General features: G+C 68.3%; 17 protein-coding genes and 1 tRNA gene. 14 read left to right on the forward strand and 4 right to left on the reverse strand.

Annotated features, from left to right (window positions below):
• Positions 1-118: 118 nt before the first annotated feature.
• From QM019_RS07755 to QM019_RS07780, 6 genes are all read left to right on the forward strand, one after another.
• Positions 119-1294, forward strand: a complete 1176-nt coding sequence (locus QM019_RS07755) for a TadA family conjugal transfer-associated ATPase (protein ID WP_282852509.1) — start codon at positions 119-121, stop codon at positions 1292-1294.
• A complete protein-coding gene (locus QM019_RS07760) occupies positions 1287-2216 on the forward strand; it encodes a type II secretion system F family protein (RefSeq protein WP_282852510.1) in 930 nt (309 codons plus the stop codon). The genes QM019_RS07755 and QM019_RS07760 overlap by 8 nt, the downstream gene beginning before the upstream one ends.
• Positions 2217-2262: 46 nt before the next feature.
• On the forward strand, positions 2263-2463 hold the full coding sequence (locus QM019_RS07765) for a DUF4244 domain-containing protein (protein ID WP_282852511.1): 201 nt from the start codon (positions 2263-2265) through the stop codon (positions 2461-2463).
• Between the two features lie 8 nt (positions 2464-2471).
• Positions 2472-2843 (forward strand): TadE family type IV pilus minor pilin, encoded by a 372-nt coding sequence (locus QM019_RS07770; protein ID WP_282852512.1) that lies wholly within the window; start codon positions 2472-2474, stop codon positions 2841-2843.
• 116 nt (positions 2844-2959) lie between these two features.
• A complete protein-coding gene (locus QM019_RS07775) occupies positions 2960-3382 on the forward strand; it encodes an Rv3654c family TadE-like protein (RefSeq protein WP_282852513.1) in 423 nt (140 codons plus the stop codon).
• A gap of 109 nt (positions 3383-3491) precedes the next feature.
• A complete protein-coding gene (locus QM019_RS07780; RefSeq protein ID WP_282852515.1) occupies positions 3492-4733 on the forward strand; it encodes a hypothetical protein in 1242 nt (413 codons plus the stop codon).
• A gap of 148 nt (positions 4734-4881) precedes the next feature.
• Here the strand turns inward: QM019_RS07780 and QM019_RS07785 are convergent, their stop codons facing one another.
• Positions 4882-5886, reverse strand: coding sequence for a substrate-binding domain-containing protein (locus QM019_RS07785; RefSeq protein WP_282852516.1), 1005 nt, complete (start codon positions 5884-5886; stop codon positions 4882-4884).
• 122 nt (positions 5887-6008) lie between these two features.
• On the opposite strand from QM019_RS07785, the gene QM019_RS07790 reads away from it, so the two are divergent.
• The 7 genes from QM019_RS07790 to QM019_RS07820 all read left to right on the forward strand — a co-directional run bounded on the left by QM019_RS07790 (position 6009) and on the right by QM019_RS07820 (position 15636).
• Positions 6009-7625, forward strand: coding sequence for an amidohydrolase (locus QM019_RS07790; protein ID WP_282852518.1), 1617 nt, complete (start codon positions 6009-6011; stop codon positions 7623-7625).
• Complete coding sequence (locus QM019_RS07795; protein ID WP_282852519.1) at positions 7622-8992, forward strand: APC family permease; 1371 nt, start codon at positions 7622-7624, stop codon at positions 8990-8992. The genes QM019_RS07790 and QM019_RS07795 overlap by 4 nt, the downstream gene beginning before the upstream one ends.
• A gap of 220 nt (positions 8993-9212) precedes the next feature.
• On the forward strand, positions 9213-12008 hold the full coding sequence (topA, locus tag QM019_RS07800) for a type I DNA topoisomerase (RefSeq protein WP_282852520.1): 2796 nt from the start codon (positions 9213-9215) through the stop codon (positions 12006-12008).
• Between the two features lie 14 nt (positions 12009-12022).
• Entirely contained in the window at positions 12023-12649 is a 627-nt protein-coding gene (tmk, locus tag QM019_RS07805) for a dTMP kinase (RefSeq protein ID WP_282852521.1), read from the forward strand.
• The gene (locus QM019_RS07810; RefSeq protein ID WP_282852522.1) at positions 12646-13806 is read left to right on the forward strand and encodes a DNA polymerase III subunit delta'; all 1161 of its coding nucleotides are present in this window, start codon (positions 12646-12648) and stop codon (positions 13804-13806) included. The genes tmk and QM019_RS07810 overlap by 4 nt, the downstream gene beginning before the upstream one ends.
• Positions 13807-13843: 37 nt before the next feature.
• Entirely contained in the window at positions 13844-15490 is a 1647-nt protein-coding gene (locus QM019_RS07815) for an alpha/beta hydrolase (protein WP_282852523.1), read from the forward strand.
• A 73-nt stretch (positions 15491-15563) separates the two neighbouring features.
• Positions 15564-15636 (forward strand) — tRNA-Thr (locus tag QM019_RS07820).
• Between the two features lie 78 nt (positions 15637-15714).
• On the opposite strand, the gene QM019_RS07825 is transcribed toward QM019_RS07820, so the two are convergent.
• The 3 genes from QM019_RS07825 to QM019_RS07835 all read right to left on the reverse strand — a co-directional run bounded on the left by QM019_RS07825 (position 15715) and on the right by QM019_RS07835 (position 18103).
• A complete protein-coding gene (locus QM019_RS07825) occupies positions 15715-15954 on the reverse strand; it encodes a hypothetical protein (protein ID WP_282852524.1) in 240 nt (79 codons plus the stop codon).
• Positions 15955-16133: 179 nt separating this feature from the next.
• On the reverse strand, positions 16134-16829 hold the full coding sequence (locus QM019_RS07830) for a response regulator (RefSeq protein WP_282852525.1): 696 nt from the start codon (positions 16827-16829) through the stop codon (positions 16134-16136).
• On the reverse strand, positions 16826-18103 hold the full coding sequence (locus QM019_RS07835; protein WP_282852526.1) for an ATP-binding protein: 1278 nt from the start codon (positions 18101-18103) through the stop codon (positions 16826-16828). Before QM019_RS07835 ends, QM019_RS07830 begins: the two co-directional genes overlap by 4 nt.
• Before the next feature lie 148 nt (positions 18104-18251).
• Between QM019_RS07835 and QM019_RS07840 the strand changes: the two genes are divergently transcribed.
• A complete protein-coding gene (locus QM019_RS07840) occupies positions 18252-19661 on the forward strand; it encodes a cation:dicarboxylate symporter family transporter (RefSeq protein ID WP_282852527.1) in 1410 nt (469 codons plus the stop codon).
• The last annotated feature ends 4 nt before the right edge of the window (positions 19662-19665 follow it).

Genomic DNA, 19665 nt, shown 5'->3' on the forward strand with positions numbered 1-19665 from the left:
CGTTGTGATGCGGAATCTCCACGCGAAGTCTATGCCTCGGGTTTCGGGGCGCGCTCCGCTTACCAACTTTGGTAGGTAGTTGCACGGCGCGTCGCAACGCCTCCCGCTCGGACGGTGGATGCGCGGCGCTCCACAGGCGTATGGGCTCGGCACGCGCACGGCCCGCCAGCCGAGCATCCTGGGGCGCATGCAACGCACTTCGTTTGATGCCTACGACGCCGGCGACCCCGAGCCCTTCGTGCTGCAGCGCGCCGCGGACCGCCCCGCGCAGGTGCAGCTCGTGTCCCGGCCCGGGCGCCCCGACGAGGCCCGCCCGCGGCGGGAGCTGACGCGCGGCCAGGCCGAGGCATTCGGCCCGCTTGCTGGCTACGTTGCCGACGGCGAGGTGACCGACCTCTTCGTGAACGGCATGGCCGGCCTGTGGGTCGACCGTGGCTCGGGCGCCGAACTCGACCGCTCGTGGAAGGCCCCCGGAGAGCGGGCCCTGCGCGAACTCGCGACCCGCATCATCGCAGCGGGTGGCCGGCACCTCGATGAGGCGGCGCCGACCGTCGACGTGCGCATTGGTGCGGGTATTCGCGTGCACGCGGTGCTGCCGCCGGTGTCGACGACCGGCACGCTGCTCTCGATTCGCGCGCCCCGGGCGACACGTCTCAGCCTCGACGACCTCGCCGCGGCCGGCTTCTTCTATGACGACGCCGAAGAGATTGTGCGCCGCGCACTCGCCGACCGCGCGAACATCCTCGTCACCGGAGCAGGCGGCTCGGGCAAGACGACCCTGCTCGGCGCGATGCTCGGTGAGGCGCCGAAGGATGAGCGGCTCGTGGTGATCGAGGACGTCGCCGAGCTGCGCATCCGGCACCCGCACGTCGTGCAGATGGAGGCGCGGCAGGCGAACGTCGAGGGCGCCGGCGAGGTCACGCTCGAGCGGCTCGTGCGCGAAGCTCTGCGCATGCGCCCCGATCGGCTCGTGCTCGGCGAGTGCCGCGGAGCCGAGCTGCGCGAGCTGCTCGCCGCGTTGAACACCGGTCACGACGGCGGTGCCGGCACCCTGCACGCGAACTCGCTCGCCGATGTGCCCGCGCGACTCGAGGCCCTCGGAGCGCTCGCCGGCATGTCACAGGAGGCCGTGGCGCGGCAGACCGTCTCGGCGCTCGACCTCGTGATGCACATCGAGCGCGATCGCGGCCTGCGGCAGCTCGTCGACATGGGCGAGTTCGGGCTCGACGACCTCGGGCGGCTGCGCGTCACGAGCGTGCGCACCGGCAAGCGGCTGGAGCGACCGGGTGGCTAAGCGGCACGAATCCGAGCACACCGCGGCCGTGGTCGAGCGGCTCGCGACGCTGCTCGGCGGTGGGGTCGTGCCCGACTCAGCCTGGCAGCGGGTGGCGCAGGCTGATGCCCTTGAGCAGGCGCCCGAGGGGAAGCGACGGCGCCGCGCGCCCGAGACGACGATCGCGCGGCTCGCGCGCGAGGTGGGCGGCGGTAGCGACGCCGGGATGCTGCTGCAGGGACATCCCGATGCGACGTGGAGGGCCCTCGGCGTGACCTGGGCGCTCGCGAATCGCACCGGTGCCCCGCTCGCGCAGTCGCTGCGGCAGCTCGCGAATGGCTTTCGCGATCTCGGCCAGTCGGCCCGCGACGTACAGGTCGCGCTGGCCGGCCCCGCATCCGCGTCGCGCATCGTCATGCTGCTGCCCGTCGTCGGCCTCGTGCTCGGAGCCATGCTCGGGTTCGACACGCTCGGCGTGCTCACGGGCAGCGCGCTCGGCTTCGGCTGCCTCGCTGTCGGCGGGGTGCTCATGCTCATCGGCTGGCTCTGGAACCGCCGCATGATCGCGAAGGCGACGCAGCATCCCACGACCCCGGGCTTCGGCCTTGACCTCATCGCCATGGTGATGCTTTCGGGTCGCAGCACCGACCACGCGAAGTCGGCGGTACGCGACGCCCTTCGCGAGTGGCGTCTCGAAGAGAGCGGCTTCGAGCGTGCTGAGGGCATCGTGCGCCTCGCCGCCGAGGCGGGCGTGCCGGCGGGCGAGCTGCTGCGCTCGGAAGCGACGCTCGAGCGGGCGCGCGCCCGTGCCGACGCAGCCCAGTCGGCGGCGAAGCTCGGCGTGCAGCTCATGCTGCCGCTCGGGGCGTGCATCCTGCCGGCGTTCCTCGCCGTCGGGGTCGCGCCGCTCGTCATCGCCGTGCTGCAACGAACCATCGGGTAATCCCGCAATAACGTGCCGTGCATCCACCCCTACGAGAGGAACCGACATGACCAAGACCCCGACTCCCGACTCTCCCGACCGCAACTGGTTGCAGCGGCTGCTCCGCGACGAGCAGGGTGCGGCGACCGCAGAGTATGCAATTGTGATCATGGCGGCGGTAGCGCTGGCCGGCGTCCTTGTCGCCGTTGTGCAGTCTGACGCGGTGCGCCAGATCATCGAAGACCTCGTCATCAGCGCGTTCGGTTAGGCGCGGCGATGCGGATGTGGTGGCCGCGTTCGCGGCGGCGCCGGCGGATGCGCGCCGACGAGCGCGGGTCGGTTGCAGTCGAGTTCGCGGTCACCATGCCCGCCGTCGTGCTCGTGCTCGCGCTCTGTGTCGGCGCCGTCGTCGGGTCGGCCGCCTTCGTGCAGGCGCAGGATTCCGCGGGCGAGGTCGCTCGGCTCGCGGCGCGAGGCGACAACTACGGTGCCGCCCTCGTAGGGCACGGCGACGGAGCGAGCGCCGAGGTGTGGGATGCGGGCGAGTTTCGCTGCGCGCGCGTCACGGTGCCGATCCGACTGCTCGGCGCGCAACTCGGTGTGAGCGCCGACGCGACCTCCTGCGCGCTGCGGGACGTCGACGGATGAGCCGGGATTCGTGGGGTGCGCGCTTCAGGCGGGCGAGCCGGGACGTGCCTGACTGGAATTCGGAGCGCGTGAACGGGAATGCGCCGCACTGGCACTCGAGGCGGGTGAGTCGGGGTGTGCCTCGCGGCAATGCGCAGCAGACGATTCGGGGCGCGAAGTGCAGGAGATCGAAACCGGCGCACCAGAACGTGCACCGCCGCCACCTGGAGCGGGGGAGCGGCAGCGTGCTCGCGGTGGCGATCATCGGGGCAACCGTGTCGATCGCGGTCGCACTCTGCCTCGTGCTCGCAGCACACGCCGCGAACACTCGAGCCCAGGTTGCTGCGGACGCCGCCGCGCTCGCGGCCGCCGACACCGCGTCGGGTCGCATCCCCGGCGATGCTTGTGGTCGCGCTGCGGCCATCGCTGCCGAACACGGCGCCACCCTCAACGGCTGCGACGCCGGCCGGACCGAGACCTTCGTCACTGTCTCGCTCGACTTCGGCTGGATCACTCTGACCGCGTCGTCGAGGGCGGGGCTGCCCGATTCGGTGCCGTAGCGATTTTCATGTCGGAGGCTCGGGAGAAAGTTCAGGTGCGTGAGAAATCACACTCATGCGGCTTCGCAGCCGGGTTCCGAGCTGCCTTTCGAGAAAGACGCACACCACCATGACTGATGGCGTAGCTGGCTCCAACGACCACGTTCCGTTACCCGACAACCGCATGCCACAGCTGCTGCCGCTGCCACAGCCGGTTCCCAACCCCGAGTTCGGCCGTGCCGCAGCGGCCACCGTGCCCAACCCCGCATACGGGCGGCCTGCAGCGGCCACAACGAGCAACCAGGGCACTGGCGCGCCGTCTCAGGGGCCGACCGTTCCTCCGCGCAAGAAGCGGAAGAAGTCGTCGCGGAAGGCGCGGATCCGCGTCGTGATCGGGGCACTGGTGGTCGTGCTTGGCGCGGCGCTGATCGTGCCTCCGCTCGTGAACGAGCCAAACTTGGCCGACTATCGCGAGCAGGTCAGCAAACTCGACGGCGTCATATCTGACTCAGAGTCGCTCCTGAGTGAGGTGCCCGACGGCTACGAAGCGAGTCTTGTCGCCGACATTGAGAGCGACGTTGAGGCGGCAGGCGCACTGCTCGACGCAGACGAACCGCACGCGTACTCATTCACGATTCGGGCGCAGGCCGACGAAATCTACGAATCCCGCCAGGGCATTCTCGCGCTCACCGACGAACTGGATTCCGCGCTGCAGACCAAGGATGACTACGACGACTACGTGAGCCACGCCAACGACGTCATGGCCGACGCGCAGAGCCTCCTCGAAACGACCTCGGGCCAGGTCGACAACGACGCCACGCGCACGGAACTCGCGGACGCGATCGACTCCCTCGAGTGGGAGTTGGGCCTGGACGCGGACCACGCCGAGGCCGACGGCTACTCGGAGGCACGTACCAACCTCGAGGGCGCCGTGGGCGATGTCGAGAATGCGTCGGACAACGTCGAATCAAGCAACGAGGCCTGGATTACCGCCGAAGAAGAGCAGGCGCTGACCGACCCCGCGAACTACGGCACAATCTCCGATCGCGACTGGCAGCTGCTCGAGCGCACTGCGGACAGCCACACGGGCGAGAACTACGTGCTCTACGGCTATGTAACTCAGGCCGACAGCGCCATGGGTTCGTATGGCATTCGCGTGAATACCTCCGGCGAACAGCTCGGTAGTTGGTACGACTACGAGATCAACACCATCGTGGTGGCAGCCAGCGACGACCTCTTGTCGACCGTGATTACCGGTGACACCGTGAAGCTCCTGGTCGAGGTGCAGGGCTCGACGTCGTACGACACCGCGATCGGAGGCACGGCGACGGCAATCACCGTGCTCGCCTATTCCGTCGAGATCATCGGATAGTCGACGGAGACCCGGCTCGGTGGCGCAGCCTTCGTCGAGGGAGTAGCGCCGAGCCAGGTCGACGTTCGCCTCGACCGCGGGGACGGCGGCCGCGGTGGTCGTGAACTGGTGGCGAGGTTCGCCGGGAGGTCCTCGCGCGCGGCGAAGGTCAGTTGACCCGAGCCCAGTGCTCCGCCCAGGCGATTCGGGTCGGCCACGCCTCGTGTGTGGCCGACGGGAGCTTGCCCGCAGAAATGAGCCCGGCGAGCGCCTCGCCCGACCGACGACCGAACTCGTGCGGCTGCGTGTCGAGCGCCGAGATCTGGGGCGCGTTGACCTCGCTGAGCGGGTCGCCGGCGCAGGAGGAGATCCACGGCACCGCAGAATCCGCGTAGCCGATGTGTAGGGCGGCCGAGCACACCGCCGCGAGGCGCTGGCCGGCGAAGATCATCGTGTCGGGCGCATTCTTCTGCTCGAGCTCGCCGCGCACGAGCGCGATGATGTCGGCATCAGGACCGTTGACCGGGAACATGCGCACCGATCCCGAGACCCCGAGGTGCTCACACCACCGCTCGAACGCGGCGGTCACGCGGTCGCGCCACGACGACGCGAGCGACAAATCCGGGGCAATGAGCATGGGGCGTCGGGCCCCGGAGGCCACCGCGGATCGCAGCAGGTGGCCGATAACCTCGTCATAGTTGATGTCGATCGACAGGCTGGGCTTCGGGCCGGGCACCGGTGCACCATCGGCGGCAACCACCGGCACGCCAAATGCGATGAGCTCGCGCAGGCGCTTCGAATCCTCCTCGGCGTCGATGAACACGGCACCGTCGGCGGCGAGCAGGCCGCCCGAGCGCGGCCGGTCGGCGGTCGTGAGCAGCACATCCAGCCCCGCGGCTGCGGCCGCGTCGACGACCCCAAACGCGAAATCGATGTAGAACGAGAGATGCCGCGCGTTCCGCGGCAGGTGCAGCTCGATCGCCTGCGTCGCGCCGACCCGCAAATTGCGCGCGGCCGAGTTCTTACGGTAGCCCCGGGCCGCGGCGTGGTCGATCACGCGCTGCCTCGTTGCCGGTGCGACCCGGCCCGTGCCGCTGAGTGCGCTCGAGACAGTGCCGACGCTCACGCCGCGGTCGGGGGCGAGCTGGGGGATCGTGACTCGGTCGGCTGTCATGTCGTCGATCCTACGGGGATGCTTGCGCGTCTCGGCCCCATCGTGACAAGATGTCGAAACGTTTCAGCACAGCAGCGGAAACGTCGACACCAACCACGTCGGACCCAATGGAGGGCGCCTACATGACGACTGCCACCACACTGTTCCGAGCGCACACGGTGCGATCGCCGGAGCGCGTCCTCGGCGACACCATCGCTGTCGTCGACGGGGAGATCTCGGCGGTCGGCACGTGGGACGAGCTGCGGGCCGCGCATCCCGACGCCGAGGTGCTCGAGTATCCCGAGTCAACGATCACCGCGGGGCTCATCGACGGCCACAGCCACCCCATCTGGGGCCTCTCAATGGCACGCGGCGTTGACCTCACTGGAATCGAGACCCGCGCCGAGATCATCGCCGCACTCGCGAAGGGCGCCCAAGAACTTCCCGAAGGCGAGTGGCTCTTCGGCTGGGGCCTCGCCCCCAACGCGCTCGAGGGGCCGGTCGACAACACGACCATTCATGAGGCGGTCGGCCCCGATCTGCCGGTCTACCTCATGCTCTTCGACGCCCACTCGGCCCTGCTCTCCGACGCGGCCCTGCGCGAGGTCGGCGTCACCGAACCCCACCGCACCGTCGACGGCGGCGGCTTCACCGCGCGCCCCGACGGTCGGCTCTCGGGCCACGCCCTCGAGTTCGCGGCCATGGGGGAGGTTGAGGACCGCGTGCCACAGGAGCCGCTCGAGGCGCGAGCCGACAAGCTCGACGAGCTGCTGCACGACATGGCCGCGACCGGCCTCACCTCGCTCGTCGTCGCCGACGCGCAGGGCGGCGAGGCCGTCACCGACGTGCTCGAAGAGCTCGAGCGGCGCGGCGAGCTGCCGGTGCGCCTGCGCATCGCGCCCTGGTGCACGCCCGACCTCACCGAGCAGCAGGTGCGCGAGCTCGTCTCCGGTCTCGGTCGACACGGCCGTCGCTGGCGCCTCGAGGGCGTCAAGCTCTTCATCGACGGCACGATCGACAACGGCACGGCCTGGCTGCACGAGCCCGACACCGAGGGCGAGGGCCGCGCCGGCTTCTGGCACGACCCGCAGACCTACGCGGCGCGCATCCAGCTGCTGCACTCCCTCGGTGTGCCGACCCTGACCCACGCGATCGGCGACCGCGGCGTCCGCTTTGTCGCCGAGACGCTTGCCGCGCTGCCGAAGACCGGCGTGCAGCACCGCATCGAACACCTCGAACTCGCCGACGACGAGACCGTCGAGATCCTCGCCAAGCACGGCATCGCCGTCTGCGTGCAGCCGACCCACTGCACGCTCTTCGTGCATCCCGACCAGCGGGACTCGTGGTCGCAGCGGCTCGGCGAGCCCCGCAACCAGCAAGGCTTCCGCACGGGCGACTTCGCGGCGGCTGGCATCGTGCAGGCGCTCGCGAGCGACTGGCCGGTCGCGCCGTACGACCCGCGCATCACCTTCGCGGATGCGCAGCTCCGGCACCCGCACGACCAAGACAGCCCGGCGGTCGGCGCGCAGCAGGCCCTGACACCAGAGCAGATCCTCGCGGGCTACACGACCGCCGGTCGCGCATCCATCGGCGAGACCGGCAGCAGTCTGCGGCCGGGTGAACCCGCCGACATCACTATCTGGGCCGCCGACCCCATCACCGCGTCACCGCACGACGTCGCCGACATTCGCATCCTTGCCACCACGCTCGACGGCGTCGTGGTGGCGCAGTACGCATCTTCGAAAGGCACGACGGCATGACCACGAACCAGCCGCAGCTCAAGCGAGCGATGGGCACCCCGACCCTGCTCATGTTCGGCATCGCCTACATGGTGCCGCTCACGATCTTCAGCACCTACGGGGTCGTCAGCGACATCACCGGCGGCCGCCTGCCGCTCGCCTACATCGTGACGACCATCGCGATGCTCTTCACGGCGCTGAGCTACGCGAGCATTGTGCGCCGCCTGCCGACCGCGGGCAGCGCCTACGGCTACGCGCGCCAGGCGTTCGGCCGCGGCGTCGGCTTCGTCACCGGTTGGGGCCTCATGGTCGACTACATGCTGCTGCCGATGCTCAACTACATGCTCGTCGGGCTCTACGTAAACAGCCAGTTCCCGGATGTACCGGAGTGGCTCGTCATCGTGCTCGCGATCGCGCTCGTCACGGTGCTCAACATCATCGGCATCGAGGTCGTGCGCAACATCAACGTGCTGCTCGTCGCGTTCCAGGTGCTGTTCCTCGTCTTCTTCGTCGTGCTCGCCCTCGGCAAGTTCTCGCCCGACGCGAACGCCGCAGCGCCCTTCGCGGTTGCGCCCGACTTCTCGACCGTGGTCGCGGGCTCGGCGATTCTTGCGCTCTCGTTCCTCGGCTTCGACGCCGTCTCGACGCTCGCCGAAGAGGCGAAGGATGCGCGCCGCACAGTCCCGCGCGCGGTGCTGCTCACCGTCGTGGTCGGCGGCGTGATGTTCGTGCTCGTCTCGTGGATCGGCGCCATGGTGTGGCCCGACCACTCGACGTTCGAGAACCTCGACACCGCCCCGAACGAGCTGTTTGGCCTCGTCGGCGGCTCGGCGCTGCAGGCGTTCTTCCTCGCCGCCTACATCGTCGGCTGCGTCGCGAGCGCCCTGAGCTCGCAGGCCTCGACCTCGCGCGTCCTCTACTCGATGGGCCGCGACCGGATGCTCCCGCAGCCCCTGTTCGGCAAGATCAACGCGCGCTTCCAGACGCCGAGCAACGCGATTCTCGTGGTCGCCGCGGTCTCGCTGCTCGCGCTCGTGCTGCCGCTCGACACCGTCATTTCAGTCGTGAGCTTTGGCGCCCTCGCCGCCTTCTCGATGGTGAACCTCGCGGTCATCAAGTTCTTCCTCATCGACGCGAAGCTGCGCGGGGCGAAGGCCATCTTCCTCTACGGTGTCCTGCCGCTCATCGGTTTCGCGCTCACCATGTGGCTCTGGTTCTCGCTCAGTGCCGAGGCGCTCACGGTCGGCCTCGTCTGGGTTGCGATCGGCATCATCTACCTCGCGGTGATCTCGAAGGGTTTCCGCAAGATCCCCGATTCGAGCATCGATACAAAGGCGATCATGCACCTCGACGAGGAGGAGCGGGCGCAGCTCGAACGCGACGCGTAGGGTCGGGTTCGAGCACACTCGGAGACGAGTGCATATATAAAGGAATGACTTCGCCCTGTGGAGAACCCCGGCGCCGCACGCTGATGTTGCGCTACTCTGCGCAACGTGGCAGTTTTTGTCGGAGCGCGCTGCACTCCCCGTCACGGGCATCCTCCAACCCGCGTGCGACTGACGCATCCGCGTACTGCCGCACCCCCAACCCCGCAACAGAAAGCACATCGTGTCGCACAAGCTCGTCATCGTCGAGTCACCAACCAAGGTCAAGAGCATCTCGAAGTACCTGGGTGACGACTACACGGTGATGGCGTCGGTCGGTCACATTCGCGACCTGATCGAGCCGAAGAACCTCCCCGCCGAGCAGAAGAAGGGCTCGCTGGGTAAATTCTCGGTCGATGTCGAGAATGGCTTCGAGCCGTTCTACGTCGTCAGCGACGCGAAGAAAAAGACGGTCACCGACCTGAAGCGGGCGCTCAAAGACTCCGACGAGCTCATCCTTGCAACTGATGAGGACCGCGAGGGTGAGGCCATCGCTTGGCACCTCCTCGAAGTGCTCAAGCCCAAGGTGCCGGTCAAGCGCATGGTCTTCCACGAGATCACTCAGGAGGCCATCGAGGCCGCCCGCGACAAGACCCGCGACATCGACGACCACCTCGTCGACGCGCAGGAGACCCGTCGCATCCTCGACCGCCTCTACGGCTACGAGATCTCGCCGGTGCTCTGGCGCAAGGTTGGCCCGGGCCTGAGCGCCGGTCGCGTGCAGTCTGCCGCGACCCGTCTCATCGTCGACCGCGAGCGTGAGCGCCTCGCATTCGTCGCTGCCAGCTACTGGGGTGTCGAGGCCGACCTCGCCGCATCCGGCCAGGCCTTCGGCGTGCGGCTCACGCGCGTTGACGGCAGCCGCGTCGCCACCGGCCGCGACTTCGACGACCACGGCCAGCTCACTGGCGACGCGACGATCCTCACCGAGCCGACCGCGACGGCCCTCGCTGACGCGCTAGCCGCGGGCAGCATCGACGTCACGGTCTCGAGCATCGAGTCGAAGCCGTACACCCGCCGCCCCGCCGCGCCGTTCACGACGTCGACGCTGCAGCAGGAGGCCTCGCGCAAGCTCGGCTTCTCGGCCCGCCAGACGATGTCGGTCGCCCAGTCACTCTACGAAAACGGGCACATCACCTATATGCGTACCGACTCGCCGAACCTGTCGGCGCAGGCGCTCAACGCGGCCCGCAGCCAGGCTCGCGAACTCTACGGCGCCGAGACGGTGCCCGAGAAGCCGCGCTTCTACGGCTCGAAGTCGAAGAACGCCCAGGAAGCGCATGAGGCGATCCGCCCGGCAGGTAGCGAATTCGCTCGCCCGCGCGAGCTGAGCGGCGTCAACGACAACGAGCGCAAGCTCTACGACCTCATCTGGAAGCGCACCGTCGCGAGCCAGATGGCCGACGCGAAGGGCCAGACACAGACCATCACGTTCGCGGGTGCCGCCCACGAACTGCCGGATGCGGCGGGCACGTTGACGAAGATCGCGACCGAATATCAGGTGTCGGGCACGGTCATCACGTTCCGCGGCTTCCTCGCCGCGTACGAGGAAGGCCGCGACGAGACCCGTAACTCGCAGGATTCGAGCGACGGCAACGCGAAGCTGCCCGAGCTCACGACCGGCGTGCAGGTTGACGTCGCCGGCGCCGAGGCCAAGCCGCACGAAACGACCCCGCCGCCGCGCTATACCGAGGCGAGCCTCGTCAAGGTGCTCGACGACCTCGGCATCGGCCGGCCGTCGACGTACGCGTCGATCATCGCGACGATTCAGGACCGCGGCTATGTGAGCCGGCGCGGCAACGCGCTCGTGCCAAGCTGGACCGCCTTCAGCGTCGTGCGCCTGCTCGAAGACCACTTCACCGACCTCGTCGAGTATGACTTCACGGCGCAAATGGAGTCCGACCTTGACGCCATCGCCTCGGGCGAGCAGGATCGCGTCGAGTGGCTCGGCGGCTTCTACTTCGGCAACGACGACCACCCGGGCCTGCGCCGCGTCGTCGACAACCTCGGTGAGATCGACGCACGAGCGATCAACTCGACGCGCCTCACCGACACGGCGACGCTGCGCATCGGCCGCTACGGCCCCTACATCGAGGTCGCGCAGGGCGAGGGCGAAGACCCGCGCCGCATCAACGTGCCCGAAGAACTCGCGCCCGACGAACTCACCGCCGAGAAGGTGCAGGAGCTCATCGACGCGCCCGTTGCCGGCGACCGCGTGCTCGGCCAAGACCCCGAGTCGGGCCACGACATCGTAGTGAAGGACGGCCGCTTCGGCCCCTACGTCTCCGAGGTCATCCCCGAGCCCGAGCAGCCCGAGGGTGCCAAGCGCAAGAAGGCCGCGCCGAAGCCGCGCACCGCATCCCTCTTCAAGTCGATGTCGCCCGACACCCTCACGTTCGAGCAGGCCATGCAACTGCTGAGCCTGCCGCGCGTCGTCGGCACCGACGAGGAGTCGGGCAACGACATCACCGCGCAGAACGGCCGCTACGGCGCATACCTCAAGAAGGGCACCGACACTCGTTCGCTGCCCGACGAAGAGTCGATCTTCTCGATCGACCTCGCGGGTGCGCAGGAGCTCTTCGCGCAGCCGAAGTACGCGAACCGCCAGTCGAAGACGGTCATTCTTGACTTCGCCGAGCCCGACCCCGTTTCGGGCAAGGTGGTCAAGGTGAAGGACGGCCGCTTCGGCCCGTACGTCACCGACGGCGAAACGAACGTCACGGTGCCACGCGGGCAGGACGCCTCGACGATCACCTTCGCGCGCGCCGTCGAGATGATCGCCGAAAAGCGGGCGAAGGGCCCGGCGAAGAAGCGCACCACGGCGGCCAAGAAGCCGGCGGCGAAGAAGGCGACCACCGCGAAGAAGCCCGCGGCGAAGAAGACGACGGCGGCGAAGAAGACGACGACGGCCAAGAGCACCGCGGCCAAGAAGCCGGCGACAGCGCGCACGACGAAGACGACCACCGAGTCGGCTGAGTAGTGGCGTCGCGGGGCATGTTCATTACCTTCGAGGGCGGGGATGGTACGGGCAAGTCGTCGCACGCCACCCGCGTTGTCGAGTGGTTGCGCGGCCTCGGCCACGAGGTCGTGCAGACGCGCGAACCCGGTGGCACCGAGCTCGGCAAGCAGCTGCGCAACATCGTGCTCCACGGCCCGGACGACCTCTCGGACCGCGCCGAGGCGCTCATCTTTGCGGCCGACCGAGCCCATCACATCCAATCCCTCGTGAGGCCCGCCCTCGAGCGCGGGGCGATCGTGGTGCAGGACCGCTATCTCGACTCGTCGATCGTCTACCAGGGCCGCGGGCGCGGCCTCGGCGCGCAGCAGATTCGCGACCTCTCGATCTGGGCCGCCGACGGGCTCATGCCCAACCTCACGGTGCTGCTTGACCTCAAGCCCGAGATTGCAATGCAACGGATGCGCACCGGTCGCGGTCGCCTCGATCGCCTCGAGTCGCTCGGCCTCGAATTCCACCTGAGCGTGCGCGAGCAATTTCTCAAGCTCGCGGGGGACGAGCCGGAGCGCATCCATGTCGTCGACGCCGACCGCCCCGAGCGGCTCGTGAGCGACGAGATCCGCGGGCTCGTCGAGGCGAAGCTTAAGGAGTTGCAGCAAGCGTGAGTGTCTGGGATGAGGTCGTCGGCCAGCCGCGCGCGGTCGGGACTTTCCAGCGCGCCGTGCTCGGCGCCCGCCGTGGCGCCGAAGATCCGCAGGCCTTTACCAACTCGTGGCTCGTCACCGGGCCCGCGGGTTCGGGCCGCTCGACGATCGCGTACGCCTTCGCCGCCGCGCTGCTCTGCCCCGACAACGGCTGCGGCGTCTGCCCGAGCTGCCAGCAGGTCGCCGCGCGCAGCCACGCCGACCTGACCGCCGTCGCGACCGAGAAGGTGTCGATCGACATCGGCACCGCGCGCGAGCTCGTCAGTCGAGCCGCGAACTCGCCCGTGAACTCCGACTACCGCGTCATCGTGGTCGAAGACGCCGACCGCATGATCGAGCGCACCTCGAACACGTTGCTCAAGGCGATCGAAGAGCCCGTCGACTCGACGGTGTGGGTGCTCTGCGCGCCGAGCGAGGCCGATCTGTTGCCGACCATCCGCTCGCGCGTGCGGGTCGTCGCGCTCTCGACGCCGCCGATCGACGACGTCGCCGAGCTGCTCGAGCGTCGACACGGCATCGGCCACGAAACCGGGATGCGGGCGGCTCGGGAGGCGCAATCGCACGTCGGCATGGCCTCACGCCTCGTCACCTCGCCCGAGGCCTGGCAGCGGCGCGACTCGTCGCTCGACGGCGTGCTCAGCCTCGCCTCGACCGGCGACGCGGTGCGCAAGGCGCAGCAGTGGGCCGACCTCGCGAAGTCCGACGGCGAGGCGCACTTTGCCGAGCGCGCCGAACGCGAGAAGCAAGAGACCTACCGCAGCCTCGGCCTCGACCCGGGGCAGGCGGTGCCGCGCAAGCTGCAGGGCATTTTTCGCGATCTCGAGCGCGACCAGAAGCAGCGAGCGAAGCGCGCGACGATCGACGGTGTCGACCGCATCCTCACCGACATACAGTCGCTGCTGCGCGATCTCCTCATGCTGAAGTTGCAAGTTGGCGTGCCGCTCGTGAATGAATCTCGGCGTGGCGAACTCGAAGCCGTCGCAAATCGCGCGCCCGCGTCGCACACGATCGCTAGCATTGAAGCAATTGCGCTGGTGCGCGAACGATTGGCGGCAAATGTGCCGCCGCAGCTCGCGCTCGAAGAATTGTTGATCGGTTACGCCATCGGCTCGAGCTAGCGCGACCCCGCCCGAATTCCGCGCTGAGAGGACACCGATGCGAGAAGCAGCGAAGCGACGACGAGCAAGACTGATTGGCGCCGGGGCGATCACGCTCACCGCATCCCTCGTGCTCAGCGGCTGCACCCTGATTCAGGAGCTGCAGACGCCCGACGAGCAGCAGACGAACGAGGAAGAGAACGACGGCGGTAGCGAGGGCGCCGTGGGCATCCCCGAGTCGGTGGCGCCGGGCGGCGAAGACTTTTACGAGCAGGGCATCGAGTGGGGCGAGTGTCCCGAGGAGTATGCGGCCGTCGACGATACCGCCGAGTGTGCCTACGTTGACGCGCCCCTGAACTGGGCCGAGCCCGGCTCAGATGACCCGATCGAGCTCGCGCTCGTGAAGCTGCCCGCCACGAGCGGCAACTCGCAGGGCGCGCTGTTCACGAACCCGGGTGGTCCGGGCGCGGGCGGCGTCGACTTCGTTGCTCAGAGTGGCGACTACATGTTCTCGAGCGATCTGCGCGAGAACTTCGACATCGTCGGCTGGGACCCCCGCGGCGTCGGTTACTCGAGCGCCGTCTACTGCGTCGACGACGCGGGCATGGACGACTACCTCTACGGCGTGCCCGACGGCTACGCCGACATGACCGAAGATGAGCTGCTCGCCTACCAGCAGGCGAAGGCCGCCGCGTTCGGCGACTCCTGTTACGAGAACACCGGCCCGCTGCTCGAGTACGTCGACACGAAGTCGACGGTGCAGGACCTCGACATGCTTCGCTACGTCGTGGGTGAAGGCAGCGCGCTGAACTACTTCGGTTTCTCGTACGGCACCGACATCGGGGCCCAGTACATCGACATGTTCCCCGAACAGGTTGGCCGTGTCGTGCTCGACGGTGCGACCGACCCGACCGTGCCGATGTTCGACGTGATCCTCGACCAACAGGAGAAGTTCAGCGACTCGATCCGCGCGTATCTCGAGGACTGCCTCACCTCGGCCGAGTGCCCGTTCGACCAGGCGGGCGGCGTCGACGGTGCGATCGACGAGATCAGCGACATCATGAACGACGTTGACGAGACGACCCCGCGCGCCGCCGATGGCCGGGTCTTCACTTCAAGCGTCATCTACCAGGCGATCGTCGCTGGCATGTACGACGAGACGAGCTGGCAGTACGTCACCCAGGCGTTCGTGCAGTGGGAGCGCAACAAGGACTCGAGCATCTTCTTCTCGCTCACCGACTCGTACAACGGTCGCGACCCGAGCGGCACCTACTACTCGAACCAGGAAGAGGCGTTCACCGCGATCAACTGCCTCGATTACCCGCTCGTGACCGACAAGGCGACGATCAAGGCGTTCAACCAGAAGCTGCAGGACGTCACGCTGTTCCAGGCGCCAATGACCGAGGCACAGCTCGAGGTCGGCGATGTCACCTGCGAGAACTGGCCCGTGCAGTCGCGCGTGACCGAGCAGGAGCCCGTCGTGGGCGCCGGCGCGGCCCCCGTGCTCGTCGTCGCGACGACGAACGACCCCGCAACCCCGCTGAAGTGGGCCGAGGCCGTCGCCGAGCAGCTCGAGTCGGCGTCGCTGCTCGTCTATGAGGGCGAGGGCCACATCGCCTACGACGAGGGCAGCGAGTGCGTCATCGGCACCGTCGATGACTACCTGATCACGGGCAACCTGCCCGAGGGCGACATCAACTGTTAGCGCTGATTTGCCCCGAGTGGCGCGCGACACGAAACGTACGATAAGATTTCGTGTCGCCTGTCACTGGCGGCACGCCGCCTTAGCTCAGTCGGTAGAGCGATTCACTCGTAATGAATAGGTCACCAGTTCGATTCTGGTAGGCGGCTCCGACAACAAACGCCCCGGCCACCCGCGCAGAAGCGCGAAGGTGACCGGAGCGTTTCGGTGCAGGCGGATGCTCGGGCTCAGTCGAGCTGCGCGAGCCTCGCTTCGAGGGGCGCGTTGTGGTGCTCGACGGCCAACGGGTCGTCGAGCGCGTCGCCCGACTCGGCGGCGACGAGCAGCTCGCGTCCACGCGCCGCGTGCGGCAACTCGGCCCGTGGGTTCGGGCTGCCGCTGCCCTGCCACTTCGACAGCGTCCTTCGAACCAGGGGTGTCGCGGTTGGGGCGGCACCGATGGTGCGAATTGGCGCCGTCAGCGACAAGCGGCGTCGTCAGCATCGCGCCACTTGTCGCTGAGCGCGCCACCACCGTTCGCGCTCGTCGGAGAGAGCGCCACAACCTGGCTCACCGCGTCGGTGACAGCGCCACAAACACTCACGCTGCGTCGTTGACAGCGCCAAAAAGACACGTCAGGCCGCCCACTGCCCACGAAGAGCATCAACTACCGCGCACCGCGCCAGCGGTACTCCGAGCGCGGCCGACCGCCGGTGCCGTAGTGCGCCACGCGCTCGACACTGCCGAGCTCAGCCAGGTGCTCAAGGTAGCGCCGCGCCGTCACGCGCGACATGCCCGCGACCTCGGCCGCTTCTGCTGCCGTCACCTGCGCCCGCGCGCGCACGACGGCGAGCACCGCCTCGAGCGACTGCGGCGATAACCCCTTCGGCAGCGCCGTCGGCGCCGGCCGCAGGGCGCCGATCATCGCGTCGATCTCAGACTGGGTCGCCGCGCCCGACGCGTTCCGCAGGCGCGCCCGATAGTCGCGGTACTGCGCGAGCCTCTCCCGAAAATCGGCGAAGGTGAACGGCTTCACGAGGTATTGCACGGCGCCGAGCATGATCACCTGCCGCACCACCTCGGGGTCGCGCACGCTTGTGAGGGCAATGACGTCGACCGGCGTCGCCTTCGCCCGCGCGTACCGCAGCACGTCGACCCCAGTGCCGTCGGGCATCGTCATGTCGAGCAGCACGAGGTCGATCGTGTCGCCGCCCCCGCCATGGATGTTCGGGGCGAGCCGGTCGAGGGCGGCCCGGGCCCCGGAGGCCTCGGCCACGACACGAAAGCCGTCGATGCGCCCGACGTATTCGCAGTGCGCTTCGAGTACGAGGGGCTCATCGTCGACGAGCAGCACATTGATCACCGTTGACTCTCCTCCTGCACGGCACGGCCCGGCAGCGTCACCGTGAACAGCGTCGGTGCCTTGCTCACCTCGATCGTGCCGCCTGCCGCGTCGACGATCGATCGTACGAGGGCGAGGCCGATGCCGCGACCCGACGCGTCGGCTGGCTTCGACGAGACGCCCTCCTCAAACATCCGCGCCTCGATGCCGGGCGCGAAGCCGGGCCCGCTGTCGGCGATCGCGAAGACGACCGCGCCGTCCGCGCCGGGCATGATCGACACTTCGACCCACCGCGCCGCTTCGCTCTCGCCTGCCGCGTCGAGGGCATTGTCGATGAGGTTGCCGCACACCGAGACGGCGTCGACCGCAGTGAGTGTCGAGCGCGGCGCCGCGGGGTCGATCTCGATCGACCACTCGATGCCGCGCTCTGCCGCGGCTGACGCCTTGCCGAGCAGGAGTGCCTGCACAGCGGGCTCGAGCCGGCTGCCGTCGGCGGCGATATCGAGCAGCAGCTGTTGCCGCCCCGCGGTTTCGGTAAGGATGCTGATGGCCTCGTCGGTGCGTCCCAGCTCGAGCAAGCCAACGGCGGTGTGCAGGCGGTTGCCATGCTCATGGGCCTGGGCGCGCATCGCCGAGCTCAGCGTGCGCACCGACTCGCGCGATGACACGGCGTCGCGGATTGTTGAGGCCGGCAGGTCGCCGGCGAGTTGACGGATGCCCCGGCGCGCGAGCACCGCGCCGCCGAGGCCAAGCAGCAGTACGAACAGCGACACGATCGCGACCGTCGCGAGTCGCTGCGGCAGCCCGGCGTCGATGCTCCGGATCGTGATGCCGGAGGAGACCCAGCCGACGACCTGGTCGTCGTCGAGCACCGGCACGATCGTGCGGATAGAGGCCCCGAGCGAGCCGACAAACTCTTCGGAGAGCGGCTCGGGCGCATCCGGAATCGTGCCGAGGTAGTGCGCGCCGACCTGCGTGTCGGTTGGATGCGTGACGCGCGTTCCGTCGGGCCGCATGATCGTCACGAAGTCGAGGCCAGCGTCGTGCTCTACCTCGGTCACGACGGGCTGGAGGGTCTCGGTCGCGGCGTCGTCGTCGTCCGCGAGCGCCTCACGCACGAGCGGGGAGTCGGCGAGCGCGATCGACACAGCGTGTGTCGTTGTCGTGGCGTCGCCGCGGGCATCGGCGAGCGCGTCGATGACGAGGTAGGTCGACGTGACCGCCATGAACAGGGCCGAGGCGAGCGCGACGAGCACGAATACGAGCGTCGCGGCGCTCCAGCGAAATCGTGCCATCAGACCCACCCCTCCCTCGTGTGCGGTCGACGTGCGCGCGAAGACCAATACGACCACAAGCGGAGCCCGCGCGCGTGCACACACCAGGGTAAAGGGCAGTACGGGTGCCCGCCCGCACGTGACAACGAAGTTCACAATGGAGGCAATGATGGCTCTCTCGAATCAGACACCCACGGGTGCGACCCAGGATGCGGCAAAACCGCGCGGGATCGCCGGCTGGGACAAGCACACCTGGCTCTACGTTTCGGTGATTCTCGCGGTCGTGCTCGGCGTGATCGTCGGGCTCGCGGCGCCCGACTTCGCGATCGGACTTGAGCCGCTCGGCAAGGCGTTCGTCGGGCTGATCAAGATGATGATCGCGCCGATCATCTTCTGCACGATCGTCGTCGGCGTGGGCTCGATCGCGAAAGCCGCGACGGTCGGCAAGATCGGCGGCCTCGCGCTCATCTACTTCCTGGTGATGTCGACGTTCGCGCTCGCGATCGGCCTCGTCGTGGGCAACATCATCCACCCGGGCGACGGGCTGAACATGGCTGGCTCGACCTACGAGGCGACTGCCGAGGCGCAGGGCACGACCGACTTCCTGCTCGGTATCATCCCGACGACCTTCTTCGCACCCTTCACCGGCGAGAATGTGTTGCAGGTGCTGTTCATCGCGCTCGTTACGGGCTTCGCGCTGCAGGGGCTCGGCAAGCGCGGCACGCCGATCCTTGGCGTCGTGAAGCAGCTGCAGACGCTCGTCTTCCGCATCCTCAGCATGATTCTCTGGCTCGCCCCGATTGGTGCGTTCGGTGCGATCGCCGCCGTCATCGGCAAGACCGGCATCAGCGCGATCTTCAGCCTCGGCCTGCTCATGGTTGCGTTCTACATCACTTGCTTCCTCTTCGTCGTGGTGGTGCTCGGTACGCTGCTTTACGCGTTCACGCGGGTGAACGTGTTCCGCCTCATCGGCTACCTCGGCCGCGAGTACCTGCTTATCGTCGGCACGAGCTCGTCGGAGTCGGCGCTGCCGCGTCTCATCGCGAAGATGGAGCACCTCGGTGTCGCGAAACCCGTCGTCGGCATCACGGTGCCCACGGGCTACTCGTTCAACCTCGACGGCACCGCGATCTACCTCACGATGGCGTCGCTCTTCATCGCCTCGGGTATGGGCTCGCCCATGTCGATCGGTGAGCAGATCGGCCTGCTCGTGTTCATGATCATCGCCTCGAAGGGCGCCGCGGGCATCACCGGCGCGGGCCTCGCGACCCTCGCCGCGGGCCTGCAGGCCTACCGCCCCGACCTCGTCGGCGGCGTCGGCGTCATCGTCGGCATCGACCGCTTCATGTCGGAGGGTCGGGCCATCACAAACTTCAGCGGTAACGCCATCGCTACCCTTCTCATCGGCACGTGGACGAAGCAGGTCGACATGGAGCGCGTGCGCCTCGTGCTCTCGGGTCAACTGCCGTTCGACGAGTCGACGCTCGGCGCCGACGACCACGGCGCCGACGAGCACGATGCGGCTGAGGATGCGGCGACCAAGCCGGGCGCGCAGCTCGAGCAGGCCGACGTGCGCTAACCAC

This window comes from Gulosibacter sediminis (genome assembly GCF_030011715.1).
GTDB classification, from domain to species: Bacteria; Actinomycetota; Actinomycetes; order Actinomycetales; family Microbacteriaceae; genus Gulosibacter; species Gulosibacter sediminis.